Annotated in this window: 12 protein-coding genes; 3 read left to right on the forward strand and 9 right to left on the reverse strand. The window is 74.6% G+C overall.

Annotated features, from left to right (window positions below):
• Positions 1 to 30: 30 nt before the first annotated feature.
• The 3 genes from ACGF07_RS08745 to ACGF07_RS08755 form a co-directional block, all read right to left on the reverse strand.
• Positions 31 to 2,130 carry a helix-turn-helix domain-containing protein gene (locus tag ACGF07_RS08745; protein WP_392896724.1) on the reverse strand — a complete coding sequence of 700 codons (2,100 nt, stop codon included), beginning with the start codon at positions 2,128 to 2,130 and terminating at the stop codon, positions 31 to 33.
• Positions 2,131 to 2,182: 52 nt separating this feature from the next.
• Positions 2,183 to 3,550, reverse strand: coding sequence for an MFS transporter (locus tag ACGF07_RS08750; protein WP_392896726.1), 1,368 nt, complete (start codon positions 3,548 to 3,550; stop codon positions 2,183 to 2,185).
• A 125-nt stretch (positions 3,551 to 3,675) separates the two neighbouring features.
• Complete coding sequence (locus tag ACGF07_RS08755; protein WP_392896728.1) at positions 3,676 to 4,437, reverse strand: 3-hydroxybutyrate dehydrogenase; 762 nt, start codon at positions 4,435 to 4,437, stop codon at positions 3,676 to 3,678.
• Between the two features lie 309 nt (positions 4,438 to 4,746).
• Here ACGF07_RS08755 and ACGF07_RS08760 point away from each other — a divergent pair, with 309 nt between their 5' ends.
• Positions 4,747 to 6,630, forward strand: a complete 1,884-nt coding sequence (locus ACGF07_RS08760; protein ID WP_392896732.1) for a regulator — start codon at positions 4,747 to 4,749, stop codon at positions 6,628 to 6,630.
• Positions 6,631 to 7,117: 487 nt separating this feature from the next.
• On the opposite strand, the gene ACGF07_RS08765 is transcribed toward ACGF07_RS08760, so the two are convergent.
• Together ACGF07_RS08765 and ACGF07_RS08770 are read right to left on the reverse strand one after the other, a co-directional pair.
• Positions 7,118 to 8,449 (reverse strand): NAD(P)/FAD-dependent oxidoreductase, encoded by a 1,332-nt coding sequence (locus ACGF07_RS08765; RefSeq protein ID WP_350738956.1) that lies wholly within the window; start codon positions 8,447 to 8,449, stop codon positions 7,118 to 7,120.
• 549 nt (positions 8,450 to 8,998) lie between these two features.
• Positions 8,999 to 9,904 carry a TIGR01777 family oxidoreductase gene (locus ACGF07_RS08770; RefSeq protein WP_350738958.1) on the reverse strand — a complete coding sequence of 302 codons (906 nt, stop codon included), beginning with the start codon at positions 9,902 to 9,904 and terminating at the stop codon, positions 8,999 to 9,001.
• Positions 9,905 to 9,968: 64 nt separating this feature from the next.
• Between ACGF07_RS08770 and ACGF07_RS08775 the strand changes: the two genes are divergently transcribed.
• Together ACGF07_RS08775 and ACGF07_RS08780 are read left to right on the forward strand one after the other, a co-directional pair.
• Positions 9,969 to 10,475 carry a GNAT family N-acetyltransferase gene (locus ACGF07_RS08775; RefSeq protein ID WP_392896735.1) on the forward strand — a complete coding sequence of 169 codons (507 nt, stop codon included), beginning with the start codon at positions 9,969 to 9,971 and terminating at the stop codon, positions 10,473 to 10,475.
• 97 nt (positions 10,476 to 10,572) lie between these two features.
• Complete coding sequence (locus ACGF07_RS08780; RefSeq protein ID WP_392896736.1) at positions 10,573 to 11,667, forward strand: DUF2510 domain-containing protein; 1,095 nt, start codon at positions 10,573 to 10,575, stop codon at positions 11,665 to 11,667.
• 40 nt (positions 11,668 to 11,707) lie between these two features.
• Here ACGF07_RS08780 and ACGF07_RS08785 read toward each other — a convergent pair whose 3' ends face one another.
• The 4 genes from ACGF07_RS08785 to ACGF07_RS08800 all read right to left on the reverse strand — a co-directional run bounded on the left by ACGF07_RS08785 (position 11,708) and on the right by ACGF07_RS08800 (position 17,488).
• Positions 11,708 to 12,223, reverse strand: a complete 516-nt coding sequence (locus tag ACGF07_RS08785; protein ID WP_350738994.1) for a DUF4240 domain-containing protein — start codon at positions 12,221 to 12,223, stop codon at positions 11,708 to 11,710.
• 126 nt (positions 12,224 to 12,349) lie between these two features.
• Positions 12,350 to 14,122 (reverse strand): 2-oxoglutarate dehydrogenase, E2 component, dihydrolipoamide succinyltransferase, encoded by a 1,773-nt coding sequence (sucB, locus tag ACGF07_RS08790; RefSeq protein ID WP_392896738.1) that lies wholly within the window; start codon positions 14,120 to 14,122, stop codon positions 12,350 to 12,352.
• A 67-nt stretch (positions 14,123 to 14,189) separates the two neighbouring features.
• Entirely contained in the window at positions 14,190 to 15,578 is a 1,389-nt protein-coding gene (gene lpdA / locus ACGF07_RS08795; protein ID WP_392896740.1) for a dihydrolipoyl dehydrogenase, read from the reverse strand.
• 404 nt (positions 15,579 to 15,982) lie between these two features.
• The gene (locus tag ACGF07_RS08800; protein ID WP_392896742.1) at positions 15,983 to 17,488 is read right to left on the reverse strand and encodes a leucyl aminopeptidase; all 1,506 of its coding nucleotides are present in this window, start codon (positions 17,486 to 17,488) and stop codon (positions 15,983 to 15,985) included.
• Positions 17,489 to 17,632 lie beyond the last annotated feature (144 nt).

A 17,632-nucleotide genomic window follows, 5' to 3' on the forward strand; every position in this document is an offset into this window, starting at 1 on the left:
CCACTGTACGCCCACGCCCCGACGGGCCGTTCAGGCGCCCGAGAGCAGCTGCAGCCGCAGCGCCAGCTGCAGCTCCAGCGAGCGCTCGGGCTGGTTCCAGTCCGGTCCGAGCAGTGCCTCGACCCGGTCCAGCCGCTGCACCACCGTGTTCACGTGGACGTGCAGCGCATCCTTGGCCCGGGTGAGGCTGCCGCCGCAGTCGAAGTAGGCGCGCAGGGTGCGGACCAGCTCGGTGCCGCGCCGGGCGTCGTAGGCGAGCAGCGGGCCGAGCGTCCTGCCGACGAAGCCGTCCACGTCGTGGCCGTCGCCGAGCAGCACGCCCAGGAAGCCGAGCGCGCGGGCCGAGGCGCCCTCGCCGGCGCGACCGAGCACCCGCAGGGCCCGCACGCAGCGCAGGCCCTCGGCGTAGGAGGCGGCCAGCGCCGGAGGGCCGGCGGCCGGGCGGCCGGCGCCGACGGTGACGGGGAAGCCGGCCAGCCGGGCCAGCCGCTCGGCGGCCTGCCGGGCGGTCCGGTCGGTTCCGTCGGGTCCGTCGGTCCCGGGGGTCCTGCTCGTCCTACCAGGCCCGTCGGTCCTACCAAGCCCGTCGGTCCTGCCGGTCCCGTCGGTGCTGCCGGTGCTACTGGTCCTGCCGGTCCTACCGGTCCCGTCGGGCCTGCCCGTCCTGTCGGTCCGGTCCGTCCCGTCGGGGGCGGCCGCACCGTCGGGGTCGTCGGCGGTGCCCGCTTCGAGCGGCACCAGCAGCACCACCGCCTCGCCGTGCTCGGCGCCGAGGCCCCGGGAGCCGAACAGGTACCGCCGGGCGGCGGCTGCCAGTCGCCCCCGCCCGGCACCGTCGCCGTCCGCCGGCTCCGCGACCAGCACCAGGTGCGGCCGGGCGAGGTCGACCCCGAGCCGGCGGCCGCGCGCGGTGAGTCCGGCCGGGTCGCGCTCGGGGGCGGTGAGCAGGTCGGTGAGCAGCTCGCCGCGGACCCGGTTCTCGGTCTCCGCCACCGAGCGGCGCAGCAGCAGGAGCAGCGCGGTGACGACGCCGGCCCGCTCGAACAGCCGCCGGTCGGCGTCGTCGAGGTCGGGTCGGCCGCGCAGGACCAGGGCGCCGAGCGCGTCCTGCCCGGCCAGCACCGCGCACACCCACAGCTCGCCGTGCCGTACGGAGCGGCCCTCGGCTCGGGAGGCGGCCACCGCCCGGGCCAGCTCGGCGGCGGGCGCCGGCTTCCCGGCCAGCGGTTCGCCGTCGGCGTCCAGGACGGCTATCTCGCCGCCCAGCAGCTGGGCGACGGCGGCGGCGACGTCCGGCACCTCGGCGCCGCGCAGGACGAGGTCGGTGAGCCGGTCGTGCGCCTGCTCGGCGCGCTGGACGGCGGCGGAGTGGGCCCGGACCAGCTCGTTGGCGGTGTTCAGCTCGGCCAGCGCGGCCCGGGTGTCGGCCAGTGACTTGGCGGTGTCCAGGGCGATCGCGGCGTGCGCGGCCAGGGTGCAGAGCAGCGCCACCTCGTCGGGGGAGAAGGTGCGCGGCGAGCGGTCGGCGGCGAACAGCACCCCGATGACCCGCCCGCCGAGCAGCAGCGGCACGCCGATGATCGCCACCAGGCCCTCGTCCAGCACGCCCGCGTCGATCGTGCCGGTGTGGTGGAAGCGCTCGTCGGTGCGGTAGTCGGGGGTGGCGTAGGGGCGGGCGGTCTGCGCGACCAGCCCGCCCAGGCCGTCGCCGAGACTGAGCCGCAGGGTCTGGAACAGTACGGAGACCGAGCCGTCGGTGACCCTCATGTAGGTGTCGCCCGCTGCGTCGTCCGGGAGGGTCAGGTACGCGGTGTCGGTGCCGAGCAGCATCCGGGCCCGGCGGACGATCGCCCGGAGCACCGTGTCCAGGTCACGGGAGGCGGCCAGGTCCCCGGCGGTGTCGAACAGCGCGGTCAACTCGGCTTCGCGCCGCCGGTGTTGGCGCAGGGTCCGGTGCACCCGAAGGGCCTGCCAGGTGGCGCCGTCGATCTCGGCGAGGACGGCCGGCGGCGCCCCGCGGCGGCGGGCGTCGGCCAGCACCTCGGCGAAGTCCTCGGTGGCGGCGCCGGTGGCGAGCAGGTCGAGCAGCCGCCGCAGCGCGGGTGCGGCGCTCTCGTCGGGGTGGTTCATGGTGCGGGCCGCCAATCGGCGTCGGTTCCGACGGTGCGAGGAGTCGCCGATGCTATCGGCTCAACCCCCGGGCCACGGTCGGCTTTCCGGCCGGGGCGCCGTCCGCCGGCCGCTCCTCGACCAGGGCGAGGTCCCGCCCCCTGGTCTCCCGCCCGCAGAGCACCGCCAGCACGGTGATCGCGGCCGCGAGGGCCACGTACACCGAGACGGGCGTGGCGCTGCCGTAGTCCTTGAGCAGCGCGGTGGCGATCAGCGGGGCGGGTGCCCCGGCGGCCACCGAGGCGAACTGGGCGCCGATCGAGGCGCCCGAGTACCGCAACCGGGTCGCGAACAGCTCGGAGAAGAAGGCCGCCTGCGGCGCGTACATCGCGCTGTGGAAGACCAGTCCGACGGTCACCGCGAGCACCAGCGACCCGAACGACCGGGTGTCCACCATCCCGAAGAACACGAACGCCCATCCGCCGACCCCGGCCGCGCCGGCCAGGTACACGGGCTTGCGTCCGACCCGGTCCGACAACGCCCCGAACAGCGGGATCAGGGCGAACTGGACGGCCGAGGCGATCAGTACGGCGTTCAGCGCGCTCTGCTTGTCGAAGTGCGCATGGCCGACGGCGTACGCGAGCACGAAGGTCGTCATGACGTAGTACGAGATGTTCTCCGCCATCCGCGCGCCCATGGCCACCAGCACCTCCCGCCAGTGGTGCTTCAACACCCCTGCCAGTGGGGTGGGTTCGGCCTTCGGCCGGTTCGCCAGCGCCTGCCGGAACAGCGGCGACTCGTCCACCGCCAGCCGGATCCACATCCCGACGCCCACCAACAGCGCCGACAGCAGGAACGGCACCCGCCAGCCCCACGCCAGGAAGGCGCTGTCCGACTGCACCGCCGTCATCAACGACAGCACCCCGGCCGCCAGCAGGTTCCCCGCCGGTGCCCCGCCCTGCGGCCAGGACGCCCAGAAGCCCCGCCGCCGCTGGTCGCCGTGCTCCGACACCAGCAGCACCGCCCCGCCCCACTCCCCGCCGAGCGCGAACCCCTGGACCAGCCGCAGGGCCGTCAACATCACCGGCGCGGCCACCCCGACCGCCCCGTACGTCGGCAGCAGCCCGATCGCCGTGGTCGACCCGCCCATCAGCAGCAGGCTCACCACCAGCAGCCGCTTCCGCCCGACCCGGTCCCCGAAGTGCCCGAACACCAGGGCCCCGAGCGGCCGCGCCGCGAAGCCGATCGCATAGGTGAGGAACGACAGCAGCGTCCCCGTCAGCGGATCGCTGGTCGGGAAGAACACCTTCCCGAACACCAGCGCCGCCGCCGTTCCGTACAGGAAGTAGTCGTACCACTCGATCGTCGTGCCGATGAGGCTGGCGGCCACCACTCTCGGGAGGGAGCTGCTCGCCGCCGAACCACGTACAGGGGCTTTCATGGGTCACCACTTCCAGGTCGGGGGGACGGTGTCGCCACAGGGGAGGAACCGCGCGGCGCCGGGACGATGGGGCGGACCGCACCGCCCCGGGGGTGGTTGTGGCCGGCCACCCCGGGGCGGAGAGGTCAGTGCGCCGTCCAGCCGCCGTCGACGGGCAGGCTGGCGCCGGTGATGCAGGAGGCGGGCGGGGTGCAGAGGTAGAGGGCGAGGGCGGCGATCTCGGCGGGCTGGATGAGCCGCTTGACGGCCGTGCGGTCGAGCATCACGCGGTCGACGACCTCCTCCTCGGGGATGCCGTGGGCCAGGGCCTGGGCGGCGATCTGCTTCTCCACCAGGGGGGTTCGCACGTAGGCCGGGTTGAGGCAGTTGCTGGTGACGCCGTGGGCGGCGCCTTCGAGGGCGACGGTCTTGCTGAGGCCCTCCAGCCCGTGCTTGGCCGTGACGTAGGCGGACTTGAAGGCGCTGGCGCGCAGCCCGTGGACGGAGGAGATGTTGACGATCCGGCCCCACCGCTGTGCGTACATGTGGGGAAGGGTGCGGCGCAGGATGCGGAACGGAGCCTCGACCATCACGCGTTGGATGAGGGTGAAGCGTTCGACCGGGAACTCGTGGACGGGTGCGACGTGTTGCAGACCGGCGTTGTTGACCACGATGTCGGCGTCGTCCGGCAGGGCGTCCACGGCCTCGGGATCGGCGAGGTCCGCGACGATCGCGCGTCCGCCGATCCGCTCCGCCAGCTCCCGGGCGGGGCCGGCCGCGAGGTCGAGGACGTAGACCCGGGCGCCGGCCGCGGCGAAGGCCTCGGCGCAGGCCCGGCCGATGCCCGAGGCGGCGCCGGTCACCAGGGCGGTGCGGCCGTCGAGCGGGCGGGCAGTAGAGGTGTCCATGGCCGAGAACGGTAGGAATCCGGCGGTGCCGCTCCCATGTGGCGGGCCACCACAGCGGCCTCATCGACGATGGAGGAAACCGACATGACGACCGATCGACGGTTCGACCCCGGAAGGCCAAACCCGCCCTGACCTCGCTTCCCCACAATGGGCGCGGTTGCTTCACCCGTTCGGAGGATTGCTCGGTCAGATCCACCCATAGCGCCCGAATGCTCGCTACATTCACGCCGATTCCCGACAGGGGGCGCCGCCCCAGGCAGCCGAAGTGCTGGTAGAGCCCGGTGCGACGTCCGAGAGGTGTTGACTGACATGCCCCAACGGCCTGCAACCGACAGCCCGGCGTACGGACCGCTCGACCCGCTCGGCCAGCACCGAGGTCCGGTCGGCCGGGCCCTTCCGGACGCCCCCGAAGCCCTGGCACCCACCGCCCTGACCGGCGACACGCTGACCACCGAGACGCTGACCACCGACGCCCCGGCCGCGGACGACCTGCGGCTGCCCGTGCAGGCCACGCCGAACCGGCACGAAGCCGCCCCCGCCCCGGCCCCCGCCGCCGCGGGCGGCCACTCCGGCCACTCCGGCCCGGCGCCGCAGAACGGCCAACTCGCCGCGCTGATCGAGGAGGCCGGCTTCTCGCACGCCGGCCTGGCCCGCCGGGTCGACCAACTCGGCCTGGAGCACGGCCTCGACCTGCGCTACGACAAGACCTCGGTCACCCGCTGGCTGCGCGGTCAGCAGCCCCGCGGCGCCACCCCGGCACTGATCGCCGAGGTCTTCACGCGCCGCCTCGGCCGCCGCCTCACCGCCCAGGACCTCGGCCTGGACGCCTGCGCCCCGGTCTACGCGGGCCTGGAGTTCGCCGAGACCCCGCAGGAGGCGGTGGACATCGTGGCGAGCATGTGGCGCAAGGACAACGGCCCGCAGTCCGAGCTGCGCCGGATCGCCTTCACCCCGGCCGGTCTGGTCGTCCCCAGCCGGGACTGGCTGATCGGCCGCACCGACGAGCGCGTCGCCCGCGACGGTTCCACGCTGGCCCGCCCGGACGCCGCCACCGGGCCGCCGGGCAGTGCCCCCACCGCACCGGCGCAGGGCCCCGCGGGCACGCCCGGCGCCCCGAGCGCGAGCCCCGCGCGCGGCCAGGCCACCGGCGCCACCGGCTCCCGCAGCACCGCCGGAACCACCGGCACCGCCGCCCCGATCGGCCGGGTGCCCACCCAGAGCCGGCGCCCGCCGACCGCCGTCGAGCCGCCGTACACCGACCCGACCCGCGAGGCGCGCCCCGCCCTGCGCGTCGGCCGCGGCGACATCGCCGCCATCCGTGCCGTCGGCGACCTCTTCCGCGCGCTCGACCACGCCTACGGCGGCGGCCACGCCCGCCAGGCGCTGGTCCGCTACCTGGAGAGCGAGGCCGAGCCGATGCTGCGCGGCCGCTACGGCGAGCAGATCGGCCGGGCCCTGTTCGGCGCGGTCGCCGACCTGACCCGGCTGGCCGGCTGGACGTCCTTCGACATCGCCGCGCACGGCCTCGCCCAGCGCTACTTCGTTCAGGCGCTGCGCCTCTCCCAGGCCGCCGGGGACCGCGCCCTCGGCGGCTACGTCCTGGTGACGATGAGCCAGCAGGCCGTCCACCTGGGCCACGGCCGGGAGGCCGTCCAGCTCGCCCGGGTCGCCCAGCAGGGTGTGGGCACCGCCGTCCCGCCGGTGGTCCAGTCGCTGATGCACGCCGCCGAGGCGCGCGGGCACGGCCTGCTGGGCGACGTCCGCTCCTGCACCACGGCGCTGGTACGGGCCGAGCGCTCCCTCGCGGCGGCCCGCACGGGGGACGAACTGCCCTCCTGGGCGCGGTACTTCGACGAGGCGCAGCTCTCCGACGAGTTCGCCCACTGCTACCGCGACCTCCAGCAGTGGCGCACCTCCGCCCAGCACGCGGAGAAGTCGCTGCGGCTGCGCTCGCCCGCGTACGCGCGCAGCCGGATCTTCTGCCGGCTGGTGCTGGCCACCGCCCGGCTCGGCATGGGCGACCTCGACGAGGCCTGCACGATGGCCACCGACGCACTGCGCGCGGCGGGGGAGATGCGCTCGGCCCGCTCGCTGGAGTACGTCCGGGACTTCCACCGCCGCCTCACCCCGTACCGGGGCAGCCCGGTCGCCCGCGCCTTCGAGGAGACGGCCCGCCAGGCGGGGGTGATCTGACCGCTCGCCCGGCGGCACGGGCCACGGGACCGGGCCACCCGGTCGCCCGGCTGCCCACGCCCGCCGCCCGACCGGCGGGCCGCGAAGGCCCGACCGCTCTCCGCCACGGGCCCCGCGCTGCCGCCGCATCCGCTTGCCGCCGCACCCGCGGCCACCGGCTGCGTCACCGACCCGCGCGGCCGGGCACGTGGCCGACCCGCGCCGCGGACCCCCGCCGGGCACGACCGCGTGGCTGCTGCGCGCCGACGGGTGAGCACCCCGGGCCGCCGTCCGAGCCCGGCCGTCGCCTTCGGCGCGGCCCGGCCCCTCACGGCCGACCCCTCCGGACGGGCGGCTGCTGCTGCCCGCCGGACCGCCGGATCGCCAGCCCACCGGTCCACCGGTCCACTGGCCGACCGGACCGCCGGGAGAGCGCGTCTAACGACGTCGCCGACGCGCACCCCGTTCAGGACGTCCGGCCCGCGCGAGCCCCGAGCCGGGCCGGCCCTCAGGCCGCCGCCTCGGCCTCCGGTGCCCCGGCCGGCAGCCCGAGGTCGCGCAGCACCGCCTCCGCCGCCCGCCGCCCCGAGACCAGCGCCCCCTGGGCGGTGCTGGTGTCCCGGTGGTCCCCGGCGACGTACAGCCCGGCGAGCAGCCGCACCGGCCGACGCGGGTTGTGCGGCGGCGGCATCGCGGGCAGCGCGTCCGGGACGTGCCGCACGCTGAGGAACTGCCAGCCGGTCGTCGAGGCGCCGTACAGCTCGGCGAGCCGGGCCCGGACGGCCGGTTCCAGTCCGGCCGGGCCGCCCGCGTCGAAGGAGCGCCGCCCGAGCACGGTACTGGCGATCAGCGACTGCCCACCCGGGGCGAAGGAGGGGTGCAGCTCGCTCAGCACCAGCGAGTGGGAGACCAGCGGCGGGTGGCCGTGGGGCCGGTCGGCGTCGATCAGCAGGACGGCCTCGCCCAGCGGGGCGCGGTCCGCCGCGTGGAAGAACGTGGTCACGGGGTGGAAGTCCGGCAGCCGCAGCCCGGGCAGCAGTTCGGCGGCGGAGCGGGCGTCGGTGGCGACGACGACGGCCTGGGCCCCGATCCGCCCGTGGCCGACGGTCTCCACGCCGTCGGCGCTGACCGAGGTGACCCGCACGCCGGTCCGCACGGTGCCGGCGGGCAGCGCGGCGGCCAACTGGGCCGGAACGGCGGTGATCCCGTCGGCGGGCAGACAGAGCCGTCCGCGGGCGTAGGAACGCAGCACCAGGTCGGCGATGCGGCTGCTGGTGCCCAGCGTCGGATCGCCGAGCAGCGCGCTGAGCAGCGGCCGCAGGAAGCCGTCCACGGTGCGCGGGGCGAGGCCGTGGCCGGTCAGCGCACGGGCGGTGGTGGTCTCCGGGCGGGCCAGCAGCCGGGCGGCGGGGGTGGTGGCGATCCTGCCGAGCCAGCTGCCGAGCCGGGCCTTGTCCAGCGGGCTGCCGAGCGGCGCCCGGGTCGCGGCCTGGCGGGCGGTGGTGAGCTGCGGGTCCCCGGTCCGGTAGCGGCGGCCGGCACTGTGCACCAGCACGCCTGGTGTGAGCGGGCGCAGGTCCAGGCGGTCGAGGTCGAGCGCCCGGCGCAGTTCGGGGTACGCGGTGTTCAGCAGGTGGCTGCCGTCGTCGAGCCGGAATCCGTCCAGCTCGCGGGTGGCCATCCGGCCGCCGACCCGGTCGGTGGCCTCCAGGACCTGAACGTCGAGGCCGCGTCCGGTGAGTGCGCGGGCGGCGGCCAGACCCGCGAGTCCGGCGCCGACCACGACGACGTCCGGGTCGGACGGTCGACGCGCGCGGCGGGTGAAGTCGTACGTGGGCACTGGCGTGCTCCCTCCCTGGTCCCGGGGCTCCGGCCGACGCAGGCAGCGGGGTGCCGGGACACGGTCCGTGGAAGGTGATGCCCAGTCAGTGTGAGCGTCAGACAAGCGGTGCGGACCGGATGCGGGGGTCGAGCGGGGTTGTGCGGCACCGGCGGGGGGCGCGGTCACGGACAGTGCGCCGTGGCGGCCGGCTGACGGGGTTGGCGGGCGCGCACGGTCACCGGGGGCGTGCGACGCGCCCACCATGTGCTCCCGTGCGCCCCCTCCCGGAGCCCCGTCCGACCCCCGCCCGGCATATGCCCTCGGCCAGGGCGAACACCGGAGGGCGCCCACGCGTGACGCAGGAGTCGGCGGCAGGGAGGACCCAGAACCGGCCGTCAGAGTCCCCTGACTGACCGCCAGCGCCCCGCCCCGGACGCCGGAGCGGCCCGAGCCGACCGTCGGAGCGCCCCGCCCGGACGCCGGAGCGGCCCGAGCCGACCGTCGGAGCGCCCCGCCCCGGGCGCCGGAGCCCCCCGAGCCGGCCGCCAGGGCGCCCCGGCCCGGCCGTCAGAGCGCCGCCCGCACCGCCGAGTCCAGGTCCGGGTGCGTGAAGTGGAACCCGGCGTCCAGCAGCCGCCGCGGCACCACCCGGTGGCTGCCGACGACCTCGACCGCCAACTCCCCGAGCACCAGCTTGAGGACGGCCTCCGGCACCGGGAACGGGGTCGGCCGCCGCACCGCGCGCCCGATCGCCGCGGTCAGCTCGGCATTGGTCGCCGGCTCCGGCGCGGTGAGGTTGAAGGCGCCGGAGAGGTCCTCCCGGTCGATCAGGAACCGCAGCGCCGCCACCTCGTCGGCCAGCGAGATGTAGCTCCAGTACTGCCGCCCGCTGCCGAGCCGTCCGCCCAGGCCCAGCTTGAACAGCGGGAACAGCCGCCCGCCCGCTCCGCCGGCGGCGGACAGCACCATGCCGGTGCGCGGGTGCACGACCCGGATCCCGGCCCGCTCGGCCGGCCGCGCCGCCGCCTCCCACTCCAGGCACACCTCGGCCAGGAAGTCGTCCCCGGCGGGGGAGTCCTCGTCGATCACCCGGTCGCCGGTCTGCCCGTACCAGCCGACCGCGGAGGCGCTGACCAGCACCCGCGGCGGCTCCTTGAGCTCCGCCAGCGCGACGGCCAGGGTCTCGGTGCCGTACACCCGGCTCTCCCGGATCTCCCGCTTGTACGCCTCCGTCCACCGGCGGTCGCCGACCCCGGCGCCGGCCAGGTGGACCACCGCCTCGACCCCCGCGAGGCCGTCCCGCTCGACCTCGCCGAGCAGCGGGTTCCAGCCGATCGCCGTGGTGCCGTCGGGCTGGGGGCCCGTCCGGGAACGGCGCCGGACCAGCCGGACCACCTCATGGCCGTCCGCCAGCAGGGAGCGGACGAGTGCTGAACCGATCAATCCCGTGGAGCCCGTGACAGCGATGCGCATGGCCCCATCCTCGCAGCCCCCGCGGGCCCGTCACCCCCGCACACGCCTCACTACCATGACGCGCATGTCTCAAGCCCCACATGATGATCTGATCATCCGACAGGCAAGGCTCGAGGACGACCTCGAGCTCGCGGCCCTCGACCGCGACTCCTGGTCCACGCTCTCCGACGTCTCCCCGGAGCCCCGCGCGGAGGCGTCCCTCTTCGACGAGCGGCACACCCCCGACCAGTACCTGGTCGCGCTGCTGGACGGCCGGATCGTCGGGTACGTCCGCCAGGTGCCGCCGACGCCGCTGGCCGCCAACCGGCACGTCCGGCAGATCCAGGGCCTCGCCGTCGCCGGCCCGGCGCGGGGGCGGGGCATCGGCCGGCGCCTGGTCGAGGCGGCCTGCGCGGCGGCCCGGGCCGGGGGCGCCCGCAAGATGAGCCTGCGGGTGCTCGGCTGGAACACCCCGGCCCGTCGGCTGTACGAGAGCTGCGGCTTCGTCGTCGAGGGCTCGCTGGCCGAGGAGTTCCTGATCGACGGCCGGTACGTGGACGACGTCTGGATGGCCCGCCGGCTGGCCGACTGAGCGCCCTGCCCTGCCGCCGCGTCAGCGGGGCCGGTGGTGCGGAGTCGTGACGTACCCGCCCTGTCTGGAGCCGCATGCCGCCGGGTACCGTACGCCCGTGAGCAACTCGACGCCTCCCGGGTGGTACCCGGTCCCCGGTGCGGACGGCAGCCCCGGTCACGAACGTTGGTGGGACGGCAGCGCCTGGACCAGTGAGGTCCGGCCGATCCAGGGCGGCGCCGGACAGCTCGCCGACGCCCCCACCGAGACGTGGCAGCCCCCGGCCCGGCAGCCCGGCTACGGATACCCGGCGCAGGGCGGCTCACCGGCTCCCGGCCCCGGTTACGGCTACCCGGGCCAGGGCGGCGGCCAGCACCCGGGCTACGGTGCCGCGGACCCCGGCTACGGCTACCCCGGTCACGCCGGCTACCCCGGCCAGGAGGCCTACCAGGGCGGGGGCTACGGCTACCCGGGCCCCGGGTACCCGCCGTCGAGCCCGGCCGGGAACAGGACCGGTGTGATCATCGGCATCGCGGTCGGCGTGCTGGCCGTGGGCGGGCTCATCGCCGGGATCGTGCTGAACCAGGGCGGCGACCCGAAGGCCGGTCCGACGCCCGGCCCCACCGTCTCGGTCAGCCAGAGCGACAGCCCCGCGCCGACCCCCTCCCCGACCAGCAGCACGCCCACCGTCGCGCCGCCCAAGCCCGTCCCGGTGGTGAAGAGCACCGTCCCGGACCCCCAGCACGCGATCACCGTCCCGGTGTTCGACGGCTGGGACGTCACGCCCAACCCCGTGCACTCCACGGTCTTCCTCGGCAGCGGCCGCTACACCTGCCCGGACGGCAACGCCTGCATCCGCGGCCAGTTCTCGATCGAGAAGGACACCGTCCAGGGTTCCTCGCCCAAGGCGGCCGCCGACGCCGCCATGGCGGCCTACGCCGGCGGGATCTTCAGCGGGATCACCTCGCACACCGACTCCGGCTCCGACTACGTCACCGTCGCCGGTGTGCTCGGCTACGCCACCCGCTGGCACGTCCGCACCTCGGACGGCACCCAGGGCTACGTCGTGCTGGCGGCCGTCCCGGCCAAGGGCGGCGGCTACGTGGTCTTCGAGGGCGGCGTGGACGACGACCCGGCCGCACCGGACGCCTCGGTGCTGGACCAGATCCTCAAGGGCATCAAGCAGGACAGCAGCTCCGGCAGCAGCACCTGATCCGCCGCGCCGGAGCCGCCGCCGAGCCGGGCGGGCGCCCTCAGTCCCCGTACCGCTCCCAGAGCTTGGGGAAGCGTTTCGCCATGACGTCCGGGTCGTCGAAGTCCAGCGGCGCCCCGGACGGCCGCCCGGCCTGCGGCTCGCCCACCTCGGGCAGCGGCAGTCCGGTCAGCTGCTCGTACGCCTCGTCGGCCGCGTAGCCGAGGTCCTCGGCCTCGCCGTCCTCCTCCTCGTCGAACTCGGGCAGCAGGTCCGCCAGATCGTCCGGTTCGGCCAGCCCGCCCTCGAACACCTCCCGGCCCTGGCCGATCAACCAGCAGCGGAAGTAGTCGAAGGTGTCCTCGGAGGCGCCGTCCAGCAGGAGGTACGCCGCGCCCCAGAGGTCGTAGCGGTAGGCGCGCTGGAACCGGGCCTCGAACAGCCGGGCGAAGTCGATCACGTCGTCCGGGGTGAGCCGGACCAGGTGTTCCACCAGCCGGTCCGCCTGCTCGTCGGGATCGCCCTCGGCGGCCTCCCGGGTCTCGTCGATGATCTGCCAGAAGTCGGTCTCGTCAATCACGGCTCCAGCATCCCCGTTCGGCGGCCTTCGTGCATGCCACGACCCGTTTCGAGCGGCCGGGAACGGCGGAACCCCGCGCCGTCCGGGGACGACGCGGGGTTCCGTACGACCGGGAAGCAATCCCTACAGGCCGAGCTCGACCTCGAACTCGCCGGCCTCCAGGATCTCCTTGACCGCGACCAGGTAGCGGGCGGCGTCGGCGCCGTCCACCAGGCGGTGGTCGTAGGAGAGCGACAGGTAGGTCATGTCGCGGATGCCGATGGCGGTGCCGCCGTCGGCCTCGATGACCACCGGGCGCTTGACGGTGGCGCCGATGCCCAGGATGGCGGCCTGGTTCGGCGGCACGATCACGGTGTCGAACAGCGCACCGCGCGAGCCGGTGTTGCTGATGGTGAAGGTGGCGCCGGACAGCTCGTCCGGGGTGATCTTGCTGTCGCGGACCTTGGCGGCCAGCTCGGCGGTCTTCTTCGAGATGCCGGCGATGTTGAGGTCGCCCGCACCCTTGATGACCGGGGTCATCAGGCCCTTCTCGGAGTCCACCGCGATACCGATGTTCTCGGTGTCGAAGTAGGTGATGGTGCCCTCGGCGTCGTTGATCCGGGCGTTGATGACCGCGTGGACCTTCAGCGCCTGGGCGGCGGCCTTGACGAAGAACGGCATCGGGGAGAGCTTGACGCCCTCGCGGGCGAGGAAGCCGTCCTTGGCCTTGGCGCGCAGCGACATGATCTTGGTGACGTCCACCTCGACCACGCTGGTCAGCTGGGCCTGCTCGTGCAGGGCCTTCATCATGTTGTCGCCGATGACCTTGCGCATGCGGGTCATCTTGACCGTCTGGCCACGCAGCGCGGACGGCGCGGCGGCGGCCTTCGGCGCGGCGGCCGGGGCGGCAGCGGTGGCGGGGGCCGCGGCCGGGGCGGCCTTGGCGGCTTCCGCGGCGGCGATGACGTCCTGCTTGCGGATGCGGCCGCCGACACCGGTGCCGGTGACGGAGGACAGCTCGACACCGTGCTCGGCGGCGAGCTTGCGCACCAGCGGGGTGACGTAGGCGTCACCGTTGTCGGCAGCCGGGGCAGCCGGGGCCGGAGCGGCGGCGGCCGGAGCCGGAGCAGCGGCCGGAGCCGCAGCCGGGGCAGCCGGGGCCGGGGCCGGGGCGGCCGGGGCCGGAGCCGGAGCCGGGGCCGGGGCGGCCGCAGCCGGCGCGGGGGCCGGAGCAGCGGCCGGAGCCGGAGCAGCAGCCGGCGCCGGAGCGGCAGCCGCAGCACCCGGGGCACCGATCAGCGCGAGCTGGGCGCCGACCTCGGCGGTCTCGTCCTCGCCGACCAGGATCTTGACGACGACACCGGCGACGGGCGACGGGATCTCGGTGTCGACCTTGTCGGTCGACACCTCCAGCAGCGGCTCGTCGACCTCGACGGTCTCACCCTCGGCCTTCAGCCAGCGGGTGACGGTCCCCTCGGTGACGGACTCGCCCAGCGCGGGCAGCAGCACCGGGGTGGCGTCGCCCGCCGGAGCGGCCGGAGCGTCCTGGGCAGCCGGCGCGGCGGCCGGAGCCGGGGCGGCAGCCGGGGCCTCGGCGGCCGGAGCCGGAGCGGCCGGGGCGGCGGCCGGAGCCGGCGCGGCCTCGGCGGCGGGGGCCGGGGCGGCAGCGGCGGCCTCGGAGCCGTCCTGGATGATCGCCAGCTCGGCGCCCACCTCGACCGTCTCGTCCTCGGCGACCTTGATCGAGGCCAGGATGCCGGAGGCGGGAGCCGGGATCTCGGTGTCGACCTTGTCGGTCGACACCTCCAGCAGCGGCTCGTCGACCTCGACACGCTCACCCTCGGCCTTCAGCCAGCGGGTGACGGTGCCCTCGGAAACGCTCTCGCCCAGCGCGGGCAGTGTTACTGAGACCGCCATGGTTTCAGCGACTCCTATCAAGTCTTGCGTACGGGAAGTACTGGAAACAGGGGGGTGGTGGGCGCGATCAGTCGTGCGCGTGCAGCGGCTTGCCGGCCAGCGCCAGGTGCGCCTCGCCCAGGGCCTCGGACTGGGTCGGGTGCGCGTGGATCAGCTGCGCGACCTCGGCCGGCAGGGCCTCCCAGTTGTAGATCAGCTGGGCTTCGCCGACCTGCTCGCCCATGCGGGCGCCGACCATGTGGACGCCGACCACGGCGCCGTCCTTGACCTGGACGAGCTTGATCTCGCCGGCGGTCTTCAGGATCTTGCTCTTGCCGTTGCCGGCCAGGTTGTACTTGAGGGTGACGACCTTCTCCTTGCCGTACAGCTCGACGGCCTTGGCCTCGGAGATGCCGACGGAGGCCACCTCGGGGTTGGAGTAGGTCACCCGCGGAACGCCGTCGTAGTCGATCGGCACCGGCTTGAGGCCGGCCAGGCGCTCGGCGACGAGGATGCCCTCGGCGAAGCCGACGTGGGCGAGCTGGAGGGTCGGGACGAGGTCGCCGACGGCCGAGATGGTGGGCACGTTGGTGCGCATGTACTCGTCGACCAGGACGTAGCCGCGGTCCATCGCGACGCCGTTCTCCTCGTAGCCGAGGCCGGCCGAGACCGGGCCGCGGCCGATGGCGACGAGCAGCAGGTCGGCGTCGATCTGCTTGCCGTTCTCGGTGGAGACGCGGACACCGTTCTCGGTGTACTCGACGCCGGAGAAGCGGGCCTTCAGCTCGAACTTGATGCCGCGCTTGCGGAACGCGCGCTCCAGCAGCTTGGAGGAGTTCTCGTCCTCGAGCGGGACGAGGTGCGGCAGCGCCTCGACGATGGTGACGTCGACGCCGAAGGACTTCCAGACCGAGGCGAACTCGACGCCGATGACGCCGCCGCCCAGGATGACGGCCGACTTCGGGATGCGGTCGAGCTTGAGGGCGTGGTCGGAGGAGATCACGCGGTTGCCGTCGATCTCCAGGCCCGGGATCGAACGCGGCACGGAACCGGTGGCCAGCACGATGTGGCGGCCTTCGATGCGCTGGCCGTTGACGTCGACCGAGGTCTGCGAGGAGAGCTTGCCCTCGCCCTGGACGAAGGTGACCTTGCGGGACGCCACCAGGCCCTGGAGGCCCTTGTACAGGCCGGCGATGACGTCGTCCTTGTACTTGTGGACGCCGTTGATGTCGATGCCCTGGAAGGTGGCCAGCACGCCGAACTCGGCGGCCTCCTTCGTCTCGTCCGCGATCTCGGCGGCGTGCAGCAGCGCCTTGGTCGGGATGCAGCCGCGGTGCAGGCAGGTGCCGCCCAGCTCACCCTTCTCGACCAGGGCGACGCTCAGACCCAGCTGAGCGGCGCGGAGCGCCGCGGCGTAACCGCCGCTTCCGCCTCCGAGAATGACTACGTCGAAAACGGTGCTGGCGTCGTTCGCCACGTCACGTCCTCCATGCAATGGGGTGGGTCGCCGGGCCGGTCGCGGTCCGGTGGGTCGGAAGCCTTTGTGGGGCGCCCAGTCGTGCCGGAAATACATCTTCGCACTTGTTCGCGGTGGCTGATGTCCGGGCCCACCCCAGGGGTGTCCCACGAAGCGGTCACCGGGGCGGGAAGACCCCCGACGGAAGGGCATCATCGCAGCTCAAGGCGGTATTGACAGCCGCCGGACGGGCGTCTTCCGGGGCGCTTCCCGCGGCCGCTTCCGCAGTGCGGAACAAAGTTTCGCCCGTGGCGAACAGAGGTGCGCCCGGGCGTCCGGCCCTACTTCCGGGTAACCGCGCCAGGAACGCCGACGGGGCCCGGCGCACAGGCGCCGGGCCCCGTCGAGTCGGGGAGACCGTCGGATCAGGCCTTGCCGTCGGCCGCCGTCTGCTCGGCGAACCGGAGCAGGGTGCGCACCGCGCTCGCGGTGCCGCCCTTCGGGGTGTAGCCGAACGGCGCGCCCTCGTGGAACGCCGGACCGGCGATGTCCAGGTGCGCCCAGTCGATGCCCTCGGCCACGAACTCCTTCAGGAACAGCCCGGCCACCAGGCCGCCGCCCATCCGCTCGCCCATGTTGGCCAGGTCGGCGATGGTCGACTCGGTGAAGCCCTTGCGCAGTTCCGCCGGCAGCGGCATCGGCCAGGACTGCTCGCCGACCTCGCCCGCGAGGGCGTGCAGCTTGTTGCGCAGCTCGTCGTTGTCGGACATCACGCCGAAGGTGCGGGTGCCCAGCGCCAGCACCATGGCGCCGGTGAGGGTCGCCACGTCGATGATGACGTCCGGGTTCTCCTCGCCGGCCCGCACGATCGCGTCGGCCAGCACCAGCCGGCCCTCGGCGTCGGTGTTCAGCACCTCGACGGTCTTGCCGCCGTAGATGCGCAGCACGTCGCCCGGGCGGACGGCGGAGCCGGAGGGCATGTTCTCGGCCAGCGCCAGCCAGCCGGTGATGTTGACGGCCAGGCCCAGGCGCTTGGCGGCCACCACGGTGGCGAACACGGCGGCGGCGCCGGCCATGTCGCACTTCATCGTCTCGTTGTGGCCGGCCGGCTTCAGCGAGATGCCGCCCGAGTCGTAGGTGATGCCCTTGCCGACGAAGGCCAGCGTGGCCTTCGCCTTGGGGTGGGTGTAGGCCACCCTCACCAGCCGCGGCGGGTTCTCCGAGCCGCCGCCGACGCCCAGCAGGCCGCCGAAGCCGCCCTTGGTCAGCGCCTTCTCGTCCAGCACCTCGACCTTGAGGCCGTGCTCCTTGCCGGCCGCCTGGGCGATCGCGGCGAAGCTCTTCGGGGTCAGGTCGTTCGGCGCGGTGTTGACCAGGTCGCGGGCGCGGTTCATCTCCTCGCCGATCGCGGCGGCGCGCTCCACGGCGGCCTTGGCGTCCTTGCTGCCCTTGCGGGCGGTCAGCACGACCAGCTCGCCGACCGGCGCCTTGCCGTTGCCGTCGGCCTTGTACGTGCCGAAGGAGTACGAGCCGAGCAGGCCGCCCAGCGCCACCGCCTCGACCTCGGCCGCGGACTCGCCCGGCAGGGCCAGGGCGGCCTTCTTGACGCCGGCCAGCGCACGGGCGGCGACACCGGCGGCGCGGCGCAGCGCCTCCAGCCGGTAACCGTCCTCGGCGGCCTCGCCGAGACCGACCGCGAGCACGAGCGGGGCCTTCAGGCCGGCGGGGGAGGGCACCTTGACGGCCTCGCCCTCGGCGCCGGACGCGCCCAGGGTGCCGAGGACCTCGGCCAGCTTGCCCTCGAACGCCTCGTTCACGATCTCGGCGCCCGGAGCGAGCACGACGCCCTTCGGGCCCTTCGCGACACCGACCACCAGCGCGTCCGCGCGCAGCGAGGCGGCGGAGGAGGTGCTCACAGACAATGCAGTCACGTCATGCGTCCTGTTCTTTCGCGTTCCACGGCCGGTCGCGGCGTGACTGCCGAACCGGCGCAGCCCGTCCTGGCAGGCCGTCCGCCGGCGGGCAGGCGGGTCCGGGCCCCCTGGTGTGCGCATCCGCCGTCCGCGGCCGCGCAC

It is taken from the genome of Kitasatospora sp. NPDC048194 (genome assembly GCF_043202455.1).
Classification (GTDB): Bacteria; Actinomycetota; Actinomycetes; order Streptomycetales; family Streptomycetaceae; genus Kitasatospora.

Bases quoted from the DNA above. Each gene is read 5' to 3' on its own strand.
- ACGF07_RS08745 (WP_392896724.1), bottom strand. From the start codon at position 2,130: ATGAACCACCCCGACGAGAGCGCCGCACCCGCGCTGCGGCGGCTGCTC.
- ACGF07_RS08750 (WP_392896726.1), bottom strand. From the start codon at position 3,550: ATGAAAGCCCCTGTACGTGGTTCGGCGGCGAGCAGCTCCCTCCCGAGA.
- ACGF07_RS08755 (WP_392896728.1), bottom strand. From the start codon at position 4,437: ATGGACACCTCTACTGCCCGCCCGCTCGACGGCCGCACCGCCCTGGTG.
- ACGF07_RS08760 (WP_392896732.1), top strand. From the start codon at position 4,747: ATGCCCCAACGGCCTGCAACCGACAGCCCGGCGTACGGACCGCTCGAC.
- ACGF07_RS08770 (WP_350738958.1), bottom strand. From the start codon at position 9,904: ATGCGCATCGCTGTCACGGGCTCCACGGGATTGATCGGTTCAGCACTC.
- ACGF07_RS08775 (WP_392896735.1), top strand. From the start codon at position 9,969: ATGTCTCAAGCCCCACATGATGATCTGATCATCCGACAGGCAAGGCTC.
- sucB (WP_392896738.1), bottom strand. From the start codon at position 14,122: ATGGCGGTCTCAGTAACACTGCCCGCGCTGGGCGAGAGCGTTTCCGAG.